Source organism: Amycolatopsis sp. NPDC051128, from assembly GCF_040682715.1.
In the GTDB taxonomy this organism is placed as follows: Bacteria; Actinomycetota; Actinomycetes; order Mycobacteriales; family Pseudonocardiaceae; genus Amycolatopsis.
Genome location: NZ_JBFBBN010000025.1, coordinates 13,236 through 28,877, shown reverse-complemented (window position 1 = coordinate 28,877; position 15,642 = coordinate 13,236). Strand labels below are relative to the sequence as shown.

Genomic DNA, 15,642 nt, shown 5'->3' with positions numbered 1-15,642 from the left:
GGCGCAACCCCGGGCCCCGTCAACGAACCTGGGACGCGCGACACCAGGTCCTCGCGGGCGCCGTCGGTGTGCCGGGCACGGCCGAACCGGCGTACTGAAGCAGGGACATCCCGATGGCGACGCCGATCATGGTGAACACGCCGTGCGGCCAGAAGATGTGACTGTCGAGAAAGGACACACTCGCGATCAGCAGGAACGCCGCGCCGGGCAGTGCTCGCCACCCTGCGCGCGCCGTCGTCGCGGCGATGATCAGGACGGTGGCGGCGAGGAAGCACCCGGCGCCGATGTGCCCGAGCAGGTCGCCGACCTCGAACAGGGAGCCGACCTCGGGCGTGACGCCGTGCTGTGCTTCCGTCACGGTGCCGGCGGCGATACCGGCGACCGCGTCGAGACCTCCGTAGAAGGCCGCGAAACCGAACGTCGCCAGCCGCCCTGGCCAACGAAGCCACAGCGGCGCCGACGCCAGCAGAAACCATTGCGCCGCAGCGAGCAAGGGGAACACAGGCAGCAGGATGATGTGCAACGTGGTCCACGACGGCGCGGTGGCCGCGTCGAGCGCCGCGGGATGGACGGCACCGAACCCGGCGAGCAGCAAACCCGGCACCGCTGACAGCGCGACCTGAAACCATCGTGATCCATGCACCGGCCGAGACTAGCTTTGGTCGGCCGCGCACCCGCCGGATCGATGATTAGGAATCTCTTACGACGTCTGCCGACGTGAGTGAGTCCGGCCGGACCCGGTTCCACAACCGCCTCGTCGGCCGAGTGGCGGCATGCTTTCCCATGGACGGCGCAAGGGTGCGCGGCAGGGTGACCGTGGCGCCCGCATCACCGTGGACCGGCCGGGCGAACACGTCCCTACCTCGCCCCGCCGGAAAGCTTCCACCCCGTCTTCAATCCGAACCCCGGGCGATGAGGATGTCGAAGGCTTCGCCACGGTGTGTCGCGAAGAGTTCGAGGGCGGTGTCCCGATCGCGGGCGCGCAGGGCGTCGGAGAGCCGCCGGTGTTCGGCCGGGACGCGGGTGAGGTAGCCCTCGGACTCGACGCCGATGCGGGTCAGCAGGAACAAGTGGACCTGGGACCGGATGGCCTGCCACGCCTCGTTCAGCCGCCGGTGCCCGGACGCGGCGTAGACGGCGTCGTGGAAGTCGATGTCGCAGCGCACCATCTCGTGCTCGTCCCGTGCCCGCTCCATCCGTTCGACGACCTCGTCGATCGCCGTCAGCTGGGCGTCCGTGGCGGTGGCGATCACCAGCTGGACCGCGAGCTGCTCCAGCGCCGCACGCAGGCTGTCGAGCTCGGCGACGTCCTCATCGGACAGTGTCGTCACCGTCGCACCGCGATGCCATTCGCTGCGGACCAGACCTTCGCGTTCCAGCCTGAGCAGGGCTTCCCGCACCGGCCCACGGCTGACCCCCAGGGCCGTGGACAGCTCCACTTCGCGCAGTTGCGCGCCAGGCGGGTAGGCGCCACCGAAGATGGCGTCCCTGACCCGGTCGGCGACCTCGTCGGCCAAGCCCCTGCGGCGCGCGGGTGCCACCCGGCCAGGTTCGCTCATCGCCGTCCTCCCATTTTGTCGTAATGTTAACATTGCTACAAGACTCAGGCTGCCGGAAGGGACCACTTCGGAAATGACCGTTCTCGACTCACCCATCCCCCGCTTCCACCTCGCCATGCCGGTCGACGACCTGGCCGCCGCCCGCACCTTCTACGGCGACGTGCTCGGTCTGCCCCAGGGCCGCAGCTCCGAGACGTGGATCGACTGGAACCTGCGGGGCCACCAGTTCGTCACCCACCTCGCGCCGGCGCGCCCGCGGCGGATCGACAACCCCGTCGACGGACACGACGTGCCCGTCCCCCACTTCGGCCTGATCCTCACCGTGCCACAGTTCCAGCAACTGGCCGAACGGCTGCGCGCCGCGAAGACCGAGTTCGTCATCGAGCCCTACGTCCGGTTCGAGGGCCAAACCGGCGAACAGTGGACGATGTTCCTGCTGGACCCCGCGGGCAACGCCCTGGAGTTCAAGGCCTTCGCCGACGACTCGCAGGTCTTCGCCGCCTGAACGACCGTCGCTTGCTCAGGCGGGCGGGGCGGTGCTGGCGCGCAGCACGCACTTCGCGGCGGGCGACCAGCGTTCGGCGACCGGGCCGCCGTCGACCAGTTCGTTTCCAGCTCGAGATCACCCGACCAGGGTGTGGCGGTGTCGTTGACCGCGATGACGACGTCTTCGCCGTCGCGCGGCTGGACCGTCAGCAGCCGGGGGGCGAAGGCGTGCTTGAGGGCGTACCACAGGGGCTTGAGCCGTTCGTCCGAGTCGATCGCGGCCCACGAGGTGACCGGCCAGCAGTCGTTGAGCTGCCAGACGAGCGCTCCGGCGGTGCGCGGCCACACGACCGGAAGTGCTCGATCCCGAAGGCGACCGCGCGGGCCTGGCGGGCGCCGTGGTCGCGCGCATCTCTCGGCCCGGCGCGGGGAACGCCGCTCCGGAAGCGGTGGTGAAGCGGATGACCGAAGAGGCGTGGGCGCTCGTCGCGAGCGCCGACGTCGACCGCGAGCGCCTGCTGGGCTTCGGCCTGGGTCTTTCCCGGCCCGCTCAGCGCCAACGAAGGAATGGCGATCACCCCACCGGCCATGCGGCGGTGGGCGGACTTCCCGCTGGGCGGGGAGATGCGCCGTGCCACCGGCCTGCCGGTCGTGCTCGACAACGACGCGACCGCCGCCGCGCTCGGCGAGCACTGGTCCGGCGGCGTGGACCTGCCGGCCACCTTCGCCGCGCTGTACATGGGCAGCGGCATCGGCGCCGGGCTGATCGTCAACGGAATCAGCTACCGGGGCACGAGCGGCAACACCGGCGAACTGGGCCACACCTGCCTCGACCTGGACGGTCCCGAGTGCTGGTGCGGCGCGCACGGCTGTCTCGAGATCCTGGCCGGACCGGCCGCGGTCGTGGCCGCGGCGCGCGCCGACCGGCGGCTCGCCCGAGCGGCCGGGCTGTCCCGGCGGGACCGCACACCGGATCAGTCGGTGATCCCGGACTTCGCCGCGGTCAGCAGGGCCGCGCGACGCGGCGACGAGGGCGCGGTCGCCCTGCTGGAGCGCTCGGCCCGCTACGTCGCCGTCGCCGTGCGGAACCTGGCGAACATCATGGACCTCGAAGCCGTGGTCCTCACCGGCCCCAGCTTCGCCATCGCCGGACCGAGCTACCTGCCGGCGGTCGAACGGGAACTGGACAAGACGTTCTTCGCCCGCGCCAACCACCCGGTCGAAATGCGGCTGTCCCGGGCGGCGGCGACGGCGCCGGCGATCGACGCCGCCGCGATGGTGCTGCAGTCCGAGCTCGTGCCGCTGCACAGCGGCGTGCGGCTGGCCGGAGAACCTCCAGCCGTCCGAACCCCCGCTGTCATCCGCCTCCTGACATCGCTCGAGCGCGGCGATCGCCAGGCCACCGGCGAATCATCTTACTTCACTCATTTATCAAAGCGCACGTCATGCTCCCCCCTCACGCCTGGCGGGTCCAGACCTGGTTGGAGGCGCCGGTGCAGTTCCACACGATGACCGGCGTGTTGTCGGCGGTGCCGCCACCGGACACGTCGAGACAGGCACCGGCCTGAGCGTTGGTGATCGTGCCGTTGGCGTTCACCGTCCACTTCTGACCGTTGCCACCGCCGCACGAGTTGATCGTCACCGCCGCCCCCGGCTGCCCGCTCCCCGCGTCCATACACTTCGCGCCGTCGTAAACCCGCAACTCACCAGCCGACGTCGGGGTCCAGCGCTGGTTTGTCCCGCCGTTGCAGGCCCACACGACCAGCGCGACACCGTTCGCCTGAGACGCGTTCGGCACGTCCACACACTTACCCGAGCCCGCCCCGACCAAACTGACCGCCTGATCACCCGGCCCCGGATCACCACCACCCGGAACATCGAGCGGGCACGTGCTCCGATAGCCCGACACACCCGCCGAATCCGCCAACGACGGACACAGGAACTTGCTGTACCGCGTGTCATGATCGACGAAGATCTTCAACCACGGAATGACCCGCCGCATCATCACCGAATTCGACGACGTCGGGAACCCGTGCCCCGCACCAGCCAGCTCCAGATACCCCTTCTCCACTCCGGCCGGAATGCCGTTGTACAGGCCCTGGACGCTCGACGGGCTGACCGTCCCATCGTTCTGCCCGGCCAGCAGCAACGTGGGGACCTTGTCAGTGGTCAGGTTCTGCGACGGACTGAACGGCGCCAACCCCACCGCGGCCCACAGCGAAGGCCGACGCAACGCCGCGGACATCGCGCCACCCCCACCCATCGAGTGACCCATCACCGCCAGCCGCGTGACGTCCACCCGGTCCCGCACCGAACTACGCTGAGTCAAATAGTCCAGCGCCGCCAGCAACTGCGTCCCCCGGGCGGTGTCGAAGTCGTTACGGCTCAGCGTGTCGATCCCGATGACGACGAAACCGAACGACGCCAGCCAATGCCCCATCCACGCACCCTCGGCCCCCCACGTCGCGGTATACCCGGGCACGATCGCGATCGCCCCGAACGTCCCCTGGGTGGTATCCGTCGGGTAGTAGATCTTCCCCGCGGCGAAGCCGTTCCCGCCGCCCACAGTCAACTCCGCGGTCGCGAAGGTCCCTCGCGTGGCCGCGACACTCGCCGTCGTCGGATCCGGACCCCGCTGATACGGATTGTCAGCAGCGAACGCCGGCCGGGCACCGGCCGGCGCGACAGCCCCAAAAGCGACCGCCACGGCAGCCAGAGCCACCGCCCATCTCAATTTACGGAACATGCGAACGTATCCCTTCCTTGACGTGCGCCATGGGCGATCAGCTCCGCGTCGTTCGGGCCGCGCGGCCAGAGGAGACCGGCCCGGCCGGCGTCGCCTCTCACTGCGACGCCGGCCGGTGCTCCCCTTCCCGCGAGCTCACGTATGGCGGGACGGCAGGGTTCAGGTCGTCGGCCCGGCCCACTGCTGGTTGGATCCGCCGTTGCAGGCCCAGATGATCACCTTGGTGCCGTTGGCGGTCGCGGCGCCGTTCACGTCCAGGCACAGTCCCGACTGGCCGTTCGTGAGGGTGCCGTTCCCGCCGGCGGTCCACTTCTGGCTGTTGCCCCCGGTGCAGGTCGCGATGACGGCCGCCGTTCCTCCGGCGGTCCCGCCGCCCGCGGTGTCCAGGCACCGCTTCGTGTCACCGGAGTAGACGCTCAGCTCCCCCGCGCTTCCGCGGGTCCACTGCTGGTTGGCCCCGGTGTTGCAGTCCCAGATCTGCAGCTGGGTGCCGGCCGTGGTCGACGAAGAAGGCACGTCCAGGCAGCGGTTCGCGCCCACGGCGCGCACCGTGCCCTCGCCGCCGGGATTCGGGATCCCGCCGTTGAGCACGTCGAGGACAGCGGTGTAGGCCTGCTTCTTGCCGTAGTTGCCGTCGAACAGCAGCGGGGTGTCCCGCGAACGCCACGAATACTTGTCCGTGACGCCCCACACGGTGATGCCGGTGCAGCGGGAGATCGCCATGCAGGCCTGGGTGACCTGCCGGTACACGTTCGCCTGGCCGGACCCCGAGCCGCCGATGTCCAGCTCGGTGATCTGCACGTCGACGCCGAGATCGGCGAAGCGCTGCAGGTTCGCCTGATAGCTGCCGAGGTTCGAGTTCGAGGAGAGGTGGCTCTGGAAGCCCACGCAGTCGATCGGCACGCCACGGCTCTTGAAGTCCCGGACCATGTTGTAGATTCCGGTGCTCTTGGCGTTGATACCGTCGGTGTTGTAGTCGTTGTAGCAGAGCTTGGCGTTCGGGTCGGCCGTGCGGGCCGCGCGGAACGCGTCCTCGATGTAGCCGTTGCCGAGCTTCTCCTGGAAGGTCGCCTGCCGCCGGGTGCCGTTCTCCTCGAACGCCTCGTTGACCACGTCCCACGCGATGACCTGGCCCTTCCAGTGGCCGGCCACCTGGCTGATGTGGTTCAGCATCGCCGAGCGCAGGTTGTTCGCGTCCAGCCCACCGACCCACGGGGCCAGTTGCTGGTACCACACCAGCGTGTGCCCGCGGATCTTCATCCCCTTGTTTCTCGCCTGGCTGACGATCTGTTCGGCGGGCGCGAAGTTGAACTGGTTGCGGTTCGGCTCGACCGTTTGCCACTTCATCTCGTTCTCCGGCGTGACACCGTTGAACTCCGACGTCCACGTGTTCACGTAGGCCGCCTCGCCGAGGTGGCTCGTCGAGATCGCGGCACCGAAGTACCGCCCGCTCTGCGCCGCCGCGGCCCCGAGCGTGCTCGCCGCCTCGGCGGTTCCCGTGGACAGCACCAGCGCGGTCGCCGACAGGCCCGCCGTGGCCAAGGCGGCGAAGGCGGTTCTGAGGCGACTCCGTGGGAGTGAGCCAGTGATCATTGCAGCCCTCGTTTCGTCGTTGAAGAGGGGTGGCTAGCCCAGCGTCCACTGCTGGTTGCTGCCGCCGTTGCAGGTCCACAGTTCGACCGGGGCGCCGTCGGCGGTGGCGGCGCCGGTGACGTCCAGGCACAGTCCGGATTGGACACCGGTGACCGTGCCGTTGGAGTTCACGGTCCACTGCTGGTTCACCTGCCCGTTGCACGACCAGGTCACCACTTTCGTGCCCGCGCTGGTGCCCTGGCCGGACGCGTCCAGGCACAGCGTCGCGCCGCCGAGCGTGGCCGTCAGCCTGCCGTCCGACGTGCTGGTCCAGGTCTGGTTCGGCTGGCCGGTGCAGCCGGCGATCTGCAGCTGCGTGCCCTGGGTGGAATTCGGTGCGGCCAGGCACTTGCCCGCGCCGACCGCGTGCAGCGGGCCGGTGCCCGTGTTCGAGCTCCCGGTGCCGTAGCCGGCCGCGACGACGTTGGCCTGGACGGCGTTCTCCGTGGCGTCCGACGGATACCCGGACGTCATCACGCCCTCGTAGAACGTGCCCGCGGAGCCGATGCTGTTGTCGCCGCCGGTTCCGAGGATGATGGCGCCTTCCTTGCGCATCGGGTTGTAGCCCGAGACGTTCGGCCGCTTGCCGTCGTAGAAGGTCGACAGGCTGCCGGACTGGGCGTTGCCACCGCGGATGGCCCAGTGGTTGGGTTCGCCCTTGATGATCGCGGTCAGGTAGCGGTGGCTGATGGTGGGGTCGTTGGCGTTGTAGCGCTGGTTGACTCCGGAGAACAGGCCGTTTTCGAGGTCGGCCATGATCCATGGCCCGTTTCCGGCACCGTAACCCCAGACCTTGATGTTGCCGAAGTAGATGGCCTCCATCGTGCCGTTGCCGTTGTCCCGGCTGTTGCGCTCGGCGTTGCCGTAGTCGAAGCAGCAGCCGCCGTTGTAGTGCGTGCCGTCGAAGATCGCGTACATGCCCTCCGGCTGGTCACCGGTCGCGGTGCCGGTGGCGTTGTTGTTCCGGTACCCGGTACCGGGAGCCACGAACACGCCGTAGGCCTTCTGTCCGCCGACGGTGATCGGGGCGGCGGCCGCGTTGGCCAGGTTGTCGTACCCGCCTGACGCCGGCCCGGGGAACCCGCCCGGAGGCGCCTGCGTGAGGTGGTTGTTGCGGCCGGACTGGTCGTAGATGACGGTGATCAGGCAGGTCGTGCCGGCACAGAACGCATCCTGGGCCGCGGCGTCCGCGACACCGCCCGCGGTCAGGAGCCCGATGTTCCGCGTCGTGTTGTCCGAGGCTCGCCGCACCTGGTAGAGCGAGCCGTTGTACGCGCCGTACAGCGCCCGGGTGGTCGAATGCGCGGCGACGCACGGCGTGCCGCCCGCCGCGTAGAGGTCGCACGGCCCTTGGGTGGCCGCCTGCGACGTCGTGGCCGTGCCGGCCACCGCGCCCGCGGCCAGTGCCACGGCCGGCCACAATCTCTTCCACCGTGCTCGTGCGGTCATCGGCGAACTCCTTTGTCCGGAGGGAATGCGGCTGCTAGCTCCGGGTCCACTTCTGGGCGTTGCCGCCCGTGCAGGCCTGCAGGGTGACCGGTGTGCTGTTCGCCGTGCCGCCCCCGTTCGGGGCGAGGCACAGCCCCGACTGGACACCGGTGATCGTCCCGTCGGCGTTGGCGTTCCACTGCTGGTTGGCGCCGCCCGCGCAGTCCCAGATGATCGCCCGGGTGCCCGCGGTGGTGCCGGAGCCCTCGGCGTCGAGGCACTTGCTGCCGTACACCTGCAGCTGCTTCCCGGAGGTGAGGGTCCACTGCTGGTTGGTGCCGCCGTTGCAGTCCCACAGCGTCACCTGGGTGCCATTGGTCTGCGACACGCCCGGCACGTCGAGGCAGCGGCTGGCAGCGTTGTTGCGCAGCACGGAGGTCGACCCGCCGCCCGAGCCGGCGACGTCGAGGTTGTCGAACTGCGCGGTCTCCCCCACACTCGTGCCGATGCCGACCTGGCCGGCCGGGAAGGTGCCGTCGGTGACCGAGCCGATCACGGCGCCGTCGACGGAGGCGGTGATGGTGCTGCCGGAGAAGCCCAGGGACAGCTTGTGCCAGCTGCCGGTGCCGAGCGCGGTCGTCGTCCCGGTCCGCAGCGTGGTGTTCTGCTGGCTGGTGTTGTTGCGCCGGATCGACCAGGCCCCGTTGTCGCCGACCCGCAGGTAGTAGGCGTTGAGCGCGCCCTGGTTGCCCGTGTCCTGCGAACCGGCCCGGCCGAGCAGCTCGACGTACCCGGCCTTCTCCAGCAGCACGTCCACGCTGAGCGTGTAGTTGCTCCAGGCCACATTGCCCAGCAACGCGTACGGATCGACGAACTTCTTCCAGGGAATCGTCTTCTGCGTCGCGGCCTGGCGCACGCACGTCCCCGCGCGGCCGGCGCCGCAGGCGCCCGTCTCGAAGGCACCCTCCATGTCCATCAGGTACTTGGCTTCCTTGCCCGCCGCGTACCCGTCGAAGTTGTCGCTGTAGGGCAGGTTCAGCGAGCCCTGCGGTGGGCTGGTCGCGGTGCCCTTGCCCTGCCCGGTGGTGGTCGTGATGGTGTAGAGGTAGCCGGGCTGGGCGGTCAGGGAGAAGGCGCCACCGGACGGCGTGATGTCGGCGCCGCGCACGAAGTGGTCCGCGGGATTGTTCGAGTTGAGGTTGGTCGCCCACACGTGCACCGGGCCGGTGGACAGCCCGCCGGTGACGTTCAGGTTCAGCGTCTGGGCCGACGTGGCGTCCATCGTCTCGATGACCGTGCTGTAGTCGGTGTTGTTCGGCGACTTCAGCGAAACGTAGCTGCCGTTGTTGCGGTTGCCGCCGAGGTAGCCGCTCGACGAGTCGAGGTACTTCCAGCCCGGCGCGGTGAACTGCGTCGTGTGCGCCAGGGCCCACGCGTCCTTGCCGACCGAGTAGTAGCCCGACCACGGCTGGTTGGCGAGGATCAGCCCCACGGTCGGCCAGGGGATGTTCGGGGTGACGGCGGCGATCAGGTCCCAGTTGAGGTAGGCGGTCATCTTGCCGTCGAGGTAGACCCGGTTGATGCCGCGGGCCAGCGGCTTGGCGCCGTCGTTGTAGTCCTGGGAGCCGTTTTCGCTGGACCAGAGCGTCTTGCCGGAGTTGGCGACGTTGGCCGGGACGCCGCAGGACGTCTGCGCGCTGAGGTAGCCGCACGTGTAGTGGGCGCTCAGCACGTCGGTCGCGTTGCGGTAGGCCGTGTTGGTCGAGATCGCGCTGGCGGGTCCCCAGTCACCCGGCCAGGAGTCACCGGAGATGACCTTGACGGCGCTGTACCCGTTGGCGTTGAGCGCGTTGCGGAGGGTGACGGTCCAGTCGGCGCTCCACTGCTTCTCGTTCTGGACGCTCGTGAGGTAGTCGATGGTCAGCCCGTGCTGCTTGGCGCACCCCAGCCACGACAGGTAGTAGCCGGTCAGGTCGTTGGAGAAGAAGGTGCCGTTGCCGATCCAGCCCGGCGCTCCCCAGGGCAGGCCCACGAGCTTGATGCCGGGGTTGCGCGCCTTGGCCTGTTCCATGATCCACCACTCGTACCCGCGGTTGCAGTCGAGATCCCCGCGGAAGTGGGCATGGCTGGGCTCCGCGCCGCTGGTGGAGTTGGTGTCCCCGCCCATTTCCACCTTGAGGATCTGCAGGGCGGCGCCGTACCCGGGCTTGAACAGGTAGTCGAGGATCTGGCCGCGCTGCGGTTCGGGGTAGTCGATCAGCAGGCGGCTGTTGCCGCCGCCACCGCTGACCGCGCCGACGCCGTCGAACGTGCGTCCGCCCGAACCTCCGTTGATCGTGATCGAGGTGGCGGCCTGGGCCGGCGCCGCGGCGACGACGCTGCCGGCTACGGCCAAGACGACCGCGGTGATCACCGCGATCACGGTTCTCCCGCTCTTGAACTGGCTCACGGCCATGGATGTCCTCACTTTCGACGGAGGGCGGATCGAACGGCCGTGACGGCCCAGGATTTGCCGGTGCGCCGGATTCCCGCGGAGGTCGGGAACGCTGAAAGCGCCGTGGACGAATCGATCAACCAGCGAACGGGAAACGCGCCGTTCCACCCGGGGAGGCACGCGAAACAGCGCACATGAGAACCCCATCTTCGTCGATGGCGAGCAGGCTGGGCGTTAACGCTAACAGGGACACTGTCGGCGAACAACCGCCGAACTCCAGCACCGGCCGCACCTTCCGGGACTTCGTGTCCACCGGCCCGCGCGCCGGCCATCACCGCAGGTGACAGGGGTGTTGCGGACATCTGCCGCCCACCGGTTCCCGCTCCGCGCGGATGTAACTTTCTTGCCGCCGGACGGATCGGCATTGTTCGTATCGATTCAGCGAATTCGTCCGGGCGATGGATAGGCTGTTCCCGGTACGAGCTCACGGACCAGGAAAGGGGGATCCGGGATGACTGCGCTGGTCACACGGACGTGGCAGCAGATCGTCACTCTGCTCCAGGACCGCGCGCCCGCGACCGCACGGGTGATCAGGCCTCCGGCGCCGGCCACGGAGGTGCGGCGGGTGCTGAACGTGCTCCCCGCCGAGCCGCCCACCGACCTTCTCGCGTGGTGGGCGGTCATGGACGGCATCGACGACGAGCGCGACTACCGGGCCGGGGCGCTGATCCCTCACCACTTCGTGCCCCTTGCCGTGCGACGGGCCCGGGACGAATACCTCCAGCAGCGGGAATATCGCGATCTCGACTGCTGCTCCGACGACAACCGCCACCACAAACCGGCCGGCGAAACCGTCTTCCCGTACTGCGCGGCGCTGATCCCCGTCTGTCGCTCCATCGACGGCGGAATGCTGTGCGTCGACACCCGGCCTGGTGAACGGTACGGCTGCCTCATGGACTGGTACGCCAGCGAAGGCGCATACGCGGCCGAGTGGTACAGCGTGACCCACCTGCTCACCGACGTCGCCGGACGCCTCGGTGCAGCCGCTGCTAACGAAGAAGGAATGCTGACCTGGGACAGCGACCTCGGGTGACGTCCGTCGGCACGTACTCAGATGGGCACCTGACGTGGTTCACCGCACGCGGAGCACGAGCTTGCCGGTCGTCGAACCGGCTTCGATGCGGCGGTGCGCGGTCACCGCGTCCGTCAGCGGCAACGACTCGACGTCGACACGCAGGGTGCCGTCCGCGACGGCCGTGACGGCGCGGCGCAACGCCCGGCCCACGGTTTCCGGTGCCACGGCGGAGAACGCGGCGAGGTTGAACCCCGACACGGTCTTGTTGGTCAACCACAGCTCGTTGGCCGAGATGCCGACGTCCACGGCGCCCGAGGCGTTGCCCATGACCACCAGCCGCCCCATCGGCGCCAGCCGGTCCAGGCTCGCGCGGCGCGACGGCCCGCCGACCATGTCCACCACGACGTCGAACTCGCCGGTGCCCGCCACCTCGTCGCGCAGGACGACCTCGTCGTAACCGAACGCCTTCGCGGTGGCGATCTTCGCTTCGCTCCCGACGGTGCCGACGACCCGGCCCGCGCCGAGCAGGCGGGCGACCTGCCCCAGCTGGCTGCCGACCCCGCCGGCCGCGGCGTGCACCAGGACGCGTTCGCCGCGCTTCAGCCCGGCCACGCGCTCGAGGACGAGGAAAGCGGTGGTGCTGTTGGACGGCACCGCGGCCGCCACCTCCAGCGCGGTCCCGGACAGCGGGGCGACCAGGTCGGCGGAGGTGGTGACGATCTCGGCGTAGCCGCCGCTCGCCACGATCGTCAACGCGGCGACCGGCTCCCCCACCGTCAGGCCCTCGACGCCTTCGCCCAACGCGCGGATCCGGCCGGAAACCTCGATGCCGGGCACGAAGGGCAGCGGGATGTCCACGACACCCTGCCGGTAGAGGACCTCGGCGAAGTTGGCGCCGGCGTAGGCGACGTCGATCGAGACTTCGCCCGGCCCGGGCTCCGGAACCGCCACGGCGTCGAGCCGCAGGACCTCGGCCGGGCCGAACTCGGGGATGGTGACCGCCTTCATGCTGTTCGTCATGGCTACGATCCTGCGGCCGCCGGGAGCACCGGAACAGGCCCGGCCGTGCCTGGGTCTGCCAGGACCAGGATCGTGGCCGGCGCCCGGGATCTCCCCAGCCGGGCCGCCGCCGCGCACCTGGCCGCCTGAGCCGGTTTTGCCCGGCTTCAACCGGCGCCCGGCAAGATCGGTTCCGCCAGGCGGTCGGTGCGAGGGGCGGGGGTCCGGAGCTCACCGGCCGGGGGGACTTGCCGGTGGAGGGTGCCGGTCGCCTGGCAGCTCGGAGAAGATCAGCTACCTGCGCGGCCGGATCGCCACCCTGATCGGTCTGTCCACTGTGGATCCGGACGACGCGGCCACGCACGCCGAGGAGGGCGGCTTCCGGCTGCTGGCCGAGCAGGCCCTGACCAGCCTGGCTCTGGTGCGTCTCAACGCGGGTTCTCCTGGGGCCGCGGAAAGCCTGGCCGTTCGGGCGATCGCCGGGTTCCGGGCCACCGGGCACCGGCTGGGCGAGGCGTACGCCTTCGTGGTGCTCGGACAGGCGCGAGCGAGCCTGACCGGCCCCGCCGCGGCCCGCGAATGCCGGCACACGGCGGAGGAGATCCGGGCCGCCGCCGGCGAACGCCCGGTGCTGGCGGCGGTGCGGACGCGGCCGGCGCGGTGACCGCGTCGGCGGCGCGTGGAGCAGTGCGACACCGACGCGCAACTGCGACAGCTTGAACCTACGGGGCAGACGTCCGCCCTGCTCGCTCGTACCGCGTCGGCAAGCCGTTCCTGAAGAAGCGCGTGGGACTCCTGACTACCGCCGAATGTCGGTATCTCGACGGCCGACTGCCGAGTTTCGCGGCAACCATGTGTGGTTGCGGGTCAGCCGTCGGAAACCAGCGCGGCGGCCTCGGCACTGTGGAGCCACTCGGCATAGGTCGGCCCGAGGATGGTCGCGCCCGGCCGGGGGAGGAGGCCGTTCTCGGCGATGCCGGTCACCGTGTGGTCGTCGGTTCGCAGCTCCAGCCGCAGGTCGAAGTAGTCGACGAACGCACGGGCCAAGTCGAGCACCTCGGCAGGCTCAGGGCCGGCGATATCCGGTGTGCGGCCCTGCGCGGGGCCCTCGGCGACCTCGACGAGCGCCGCGGCCACGGCCGTCGCGGCCACGGTCTGCACGCGCAGGTCGAACACCGTGGCGTGGTCGCCGTCGCGGGTCCGGCCCACCAGCTGCCCGGGGAACTCGTGGAAATGGGTCGCGCGCACGATCGTGGCGGGGACCGGGCCCGAACCCGCCGCGCGCTCGTGGTCCACCTTCGCGCGGAAGTAGCCGAAACCGGTGTCGTCGATCCCCACGACCGACAGGGTCACGATGTGCCGCACCCCCCGCTCGGCGCCGACGCGCTGCAGGTTGGCCGCGGCACCGGTGAAGAACCGCCGGGCAGGCTCCTCGTCCAGGGACGCGGAATTGCTGACGTCGACCACGACGTCGACGCCTTCCAGCGCGGCGCTCAGCCCGGCTTCGTCCAGGAGGTCGACGCCGGTCGAGGGGGCCAGCGCGACCACCGTGTGGCCGCGCCCGCGAGCCGCCTCGACGACGTGCGGGCCGACCAGTTCGTCCGCTCCGGCCACGGCGATGTGCACTCTTTCTCCTCCCACCATCCACGCTGCAAGAGCGCGCCCGTTCGCGCACGATGAGAATACGACTGTCTGGGGGCACTCATGGAACGTTTGCTCGATCTCTTCGCGGCCAGGGTCGCCGAGACGCCCGACGCCACCGCTCTCGTCCACGCGGGCGAGCGCATGTCCTTCGCGCAGCTCGACCGCGAGGCCAACCGGGTCGCCCAGTACGTCGTCGGGCGGGGCCTGCGGCCCGAGGACCTGGTGGGGCTGCGGATGGACCGCGGGTTCGAGATGGCGGTCGGCGCGCTCGGCGTCCTCAAATCCGGTGCGGCCTGCCTGCCGCTCGATCCGGTGTACCCGTCCGACCTCGTGGCCTGGATGGGGGCGGACGCGGGTGTCTCGCTCGTGCTCACCAACACCACGGAGGTCGCGGACGACGTGCGGCTCGGCGACGCCGTGGCCGGGCAGCCCGACCACGCCCCGGACGTCGAGCTCCGGCCCGAGAACCTCGCCTACGTCATGTACACCTCGGGCACGTCGGGCAAGCCCAAGCCGGTGGGCGTCGAGCACCGCCACCTCGAGCACGTCTTCGCGGCGTGGGACGAGCTGTTCGGGCTGCGCGAGAAGCCGCTGACCTTCGTCTCCGTCATCGGGATCGGCGTGGATCTCTTCTTCGCCGACCTGCTGCGCTCGGTGTTCGCCGGCGGGACGATGGTCATCGCGACCCGCGAGGCGGTGGCCGATCCGGTCGAGCTGCTCGCCGAGTTCCGCCGCTACGGCGCCGACGCGACCGAACTGGTCCCCGCCCAGGCGAAGGCCCTCGGCCGTGCGGGGGAACTGCCCGTCATGCGGCTGATGTCGGTCGGCTCGGAAGGATGGCCGGCAGCCGACTTCCGCGAGCTCGCCGGGCGGCTGCGACCGGGCTCGGTGGTGCTCAACGCCTACGGCCTCACCGAAACCACCGTGGACTCCCTCCTGCTGCGCCCGGACGTCGACGTGCTCGGCGACACCGCGATCGTGCCGCTCGGCACGCCGATACCCCGTGTCCACGCCTACGTTCTCGACGGCCGGCTCCGGCCGGTCGAGCCGGGCGGGATCGGCGAGCTCTACATCGGCGGCGCGGGCGTGGCCCGTGGGTACCGCGAGCGGCCCGCGTTGACCGCGTCGCTGTTCGTCGCCGACCCGTTCGTGCCGGGTGCGCGGATGTACCGCACCGGCGACGTCGTGCGGGCCCGCGCCGACGGCAACCACGACTACCTCGGCCGCGGCACCGAGCAGGTCGAGCAGCGGGGTCAGCGGGTGGAGCTCGGCGCGATCGAGGACGCGCTGCTGCGGGAGCCGGGGGTCGTCCGCGCCGCCGCCGCGCTGCGCGACGGGCGGGTGATCGGCTACGTCGTGGGCCCCGCCGACGCCGGACACCTGCGGTCCGCGCTCGCCGCGCGGTTGCCGGCGCACCTGATCCCGTATCGGGTGCTCGTCCTCGACCGGATGCCGTTGCTGCCCAACGGGAAGCTGAACCGCCGCGAGCTGCCTACGCCAGCCGGGTGACGTCGTGTCCGGCCCCTTCTGTCCGTACGCGCCGAGGCAGAGGCCGGGTGACGACATCGCCGTCAGGCCGGGCCATTCACGGCCGTTCCGTTGACCGCTTGCGCGGCAGAGGAATCCTTGAACAAAGGCG

The 15,642-nt window shown here is 70.2% G+C and carries 13 protein-coding genes; 5 read left to right on the top strand and 8 right to left on the bottom strand.

Annotated features, from left to right (window positions below; all coding sequences use genetic code 11):
• Window positions 1-19: 19 nt before the first annotated feature.
• Window positions 20-643 carry a hypothetical protein gene (locus AB0M82_RS24320; protein WP_364725870.1) on the bottom strand — a complete coding sequence of 208 codons (624 nt, stop codon included), beginning with the start codon at window positions 641-643 and terminating at the stop codon, window positions 20-22.
• A 250-nt stretch (window positions 644-893) separates the two neighbouring features.
• A complete protein-coding gene (locus AB0M82_RS24315; RefSeq protein ID WP_364725867.1) occupies window positions 894-1,559 on the bottom strand; it encodes a GntR family transcriptional regulator in 666 nt (221 codons plus the stop codon).
• Between the two features lie 73 nt (window positions 1,560-1,632).
• Between AB0M82_RS24315 and AB0M82_RS24310 the strand changes: the two genes are divergently transcribed.
• Together AB0M82_RS24310 and AB0M82_RS24305 are read left to right on the top strand one after the other, a co-directional pair.
• Window positions 1,633-2,064, top strand: a complete 432-nt coding sequence (locus AB0M82_RS24310; protein ID WP_364725864.1) for a VOC family protein — start codon at window positions 1,633-1,635, stop codon at window positions 2,062-2,064.
• Window positions 2,065-2,612: 548 nt separating this feature from the next.
• A complete protein-coding gene (locus AB0M82_RS24305; RefSeq protein ID WP_364725861.1) occupies window positions 2,613-3,557 on the top strand; it encodes an ROK family protein in 945 nt (314 codons plus the stop codon).
• Here the strand turns inward: AB0M82_RS24305 and AB0M82_RS24300 are convergent.
• The 4 genes from AB0M82_RS24300 to AB0M82_RS24285 all read right to left on the bottom strand — a co-directional run bounded on the left by AB0M82_RS24300 (window position 3,502) and on the right by AB0M82_RS24285 (window position 10,306).
• Entirely contained in the window at window positions 3,502-4,791 is a 1,290-nt protein-coding gene (locus AB0M82_RS24300; protein ID WP_364725858.1) for a ricin-type beta-trefoil lectin domain protein, read from the bottom strand. The two genes, AB0M82_RS24305 and AB0M82_RS24300, sit on opposite strands and share 56 nt — an antisense overlap.
• Before the next feature lie 159 nt (window positions 4,792-4,950).
• Entirely contained in the window at window positions 4,951-6,333 is a 1,383-nt protein-coding gene (locus AB0M82_RS24295) for an endo-1,4-beta-xylanase (RefSeq protein ID WP_364725855.1), read from the bottom strand.
• 84 nt (window positions 6,334-6,417) lie between these two features.
• Entirely contained in the window at window positions 6,418-7,872 is a 1,455-nt protein-coding gene (locus AB0M82_RS24290) for an arabinofuranosidase catalytic domain-containing protein (RefSeq protein ID WP_364725852.1), read from the bottom strand.
• Between the two features lie 34 nt (window positions 7,873-7,906).
• Window positions 7,907-10,306, bottom strand: a complete 2,400-nt coding sequence (locus tag AB0M82_RS24285) for a ricin-type beta-trefoil lectin domain protein (protein ID WP_364725849.1) — start codon at window positions 10,304-10,306, stop codon at window positions 7,907-7,909.
• A 490-nt stretch (window positions 10,307-10,796) separates the two neighbouring features.
• Between AB0M82_RS24285 and AB0M82_RS24280 the strand changes: the two genes are divergently transcribed.
• Complete coding sequence (locus tag AB0M82_RS24280; protein ID WP_364725846.1) at window positions 10,797-11,378, top strand: SMI1/KNR4 family protein; 582 nt, start codon at window positions 10,797-10,799, stop codon at window positions 11,376-11,378.
• Window positions 11,379-11,417: 39 nt separating this feature from the next.
• Here the strand turns inward: AB0M82_RS24280 and AB0M82_RS24275 are convergent, their stop codons facing one another.
• Window positions 11,418-12,380: a zinc-binding dehydrogenase gene (locus AB0M82_RS24275; protein WP_364725843.1), complete on the bottom strand. Its 963-nt coding sequence runs from the start codon at window positions 12,378-12,380 to the stop codon at window positions 11,418-11,420.
• Between the two features lie 316 nt (window positions 12,381-12,696).
• Here AB0M82_RS24275 and AB0M82_RS24270 point away from each other — a divergent pair, with 316 nt between their 5' ends.
• On the top strand, window positions 12,697-13,023 hold the full coding sequence (locus AB0M82_RS24270) for a hypothetical protein (RefSeq protein WP_364725840.1): 327 nt from the start codon (window positions 12,697-12,699) through the stop codon (window positions 13,021-13,023).
• Between the two features lie 203 nt (window positions 13,024-13,226).
• On the opposite strand, the gene AB0M82_RS24265 is transcribed toward AB0M82_RS24270, so the two are convergent.
• A complete protein-coding gene (locus tag AB0M82_RS24265; protein ID WP_364725837.1) occupies window positions 13,227-13,985 on the bottom strand; it encodes an NAD(P)H-binding protein in 759 nt (252 codons plus the stop codon).
• Between the two features lie 78 nt (window positions 13,986-14,063).
• Between AB0M82_RS24265 and AB0M82_RS24260 the strand changes: the two genes are divergently transcribed.
• Window positions 14,064-15,512 carry an amino acid adenylation domain-containing protein gene (locus tag AB0M82_RS24260; protein ID WP_364725834.1) on the top strand — a complete coding sequence of 483 codons (1,449 nt, stop codon included), beginning with the start codon at window positions 14,064-14,066 and terminating at the stop codon, window positions 15,510-15,512.
• The last annotated feature ends 130 nt before the right edge of the window (window positions 15,513-15,642 follow it).

Coding starts and splice junctions, on each gene's coding strand:
- AB0M82_RS24315 (WP_364725867.1), bottom strand. CDS start 1,559: ATGAGCGAACCTGGCCGGGTGGCACCCGCGCGCCGCAGGGGCTTGGCC.
- AB0M82_RS24310 (WP_364725864.1), top strand. CDS start 1,633: ATGACCGTTCTCGACTCACCCATCCCCCGCTTCCACCTCGCCATGCCG.
- AB0M82_RS24305 (WP_364725861.1), top strand. CDS start 2,613: ATGGCGATCACCCCACCGGCCATGCGGCGGTGGGCGGACTTCCCGCTG.
- AB0M82_RS24300 (WP_364725858.1), bottom strand. CDS start 4,791: ATGTTCCGTAAATTGAGATGGGCGGTGGCTCTGGCTGCCGTGGCGGTC.
- AB0M82_RS24290 (WP_364725852.1), bottom strand. CDS start 7,872: ATGACCGCACGAGCACGGTGGAAGAGATTGTGGCCGGCCGTGGCACTG.
- AB0M82_RS24285 (WP_364725849.1), bottom strand. CDS start 10,306: ATGGCCGTGAGCCAGTTCAAGAGCGGGAGAACCGTGATCGCGGTGATC.
- AB0M82_RS24280 (WP_364725846.1), top strand. CDS start 10,797: ATGACTGCGCTGGTCACACGGACGTGGCAGCAGATCGTCACTCTGCTC.
- AB0M82_RS24275 (WP_364725843.1), bottom strand. CDS start 12,380: ATGACGAACAGCATGAAGGCGGTCACCATCCCCGAGTTCGGCCCGGCC.
- AB0M82_RS24260 (WP_364725834.1), top strand. CDS start 14,064: ATGGAACGTTTGCTCGATCTCTTCGCGGCCAGGGTCGCCGAGACGCCC.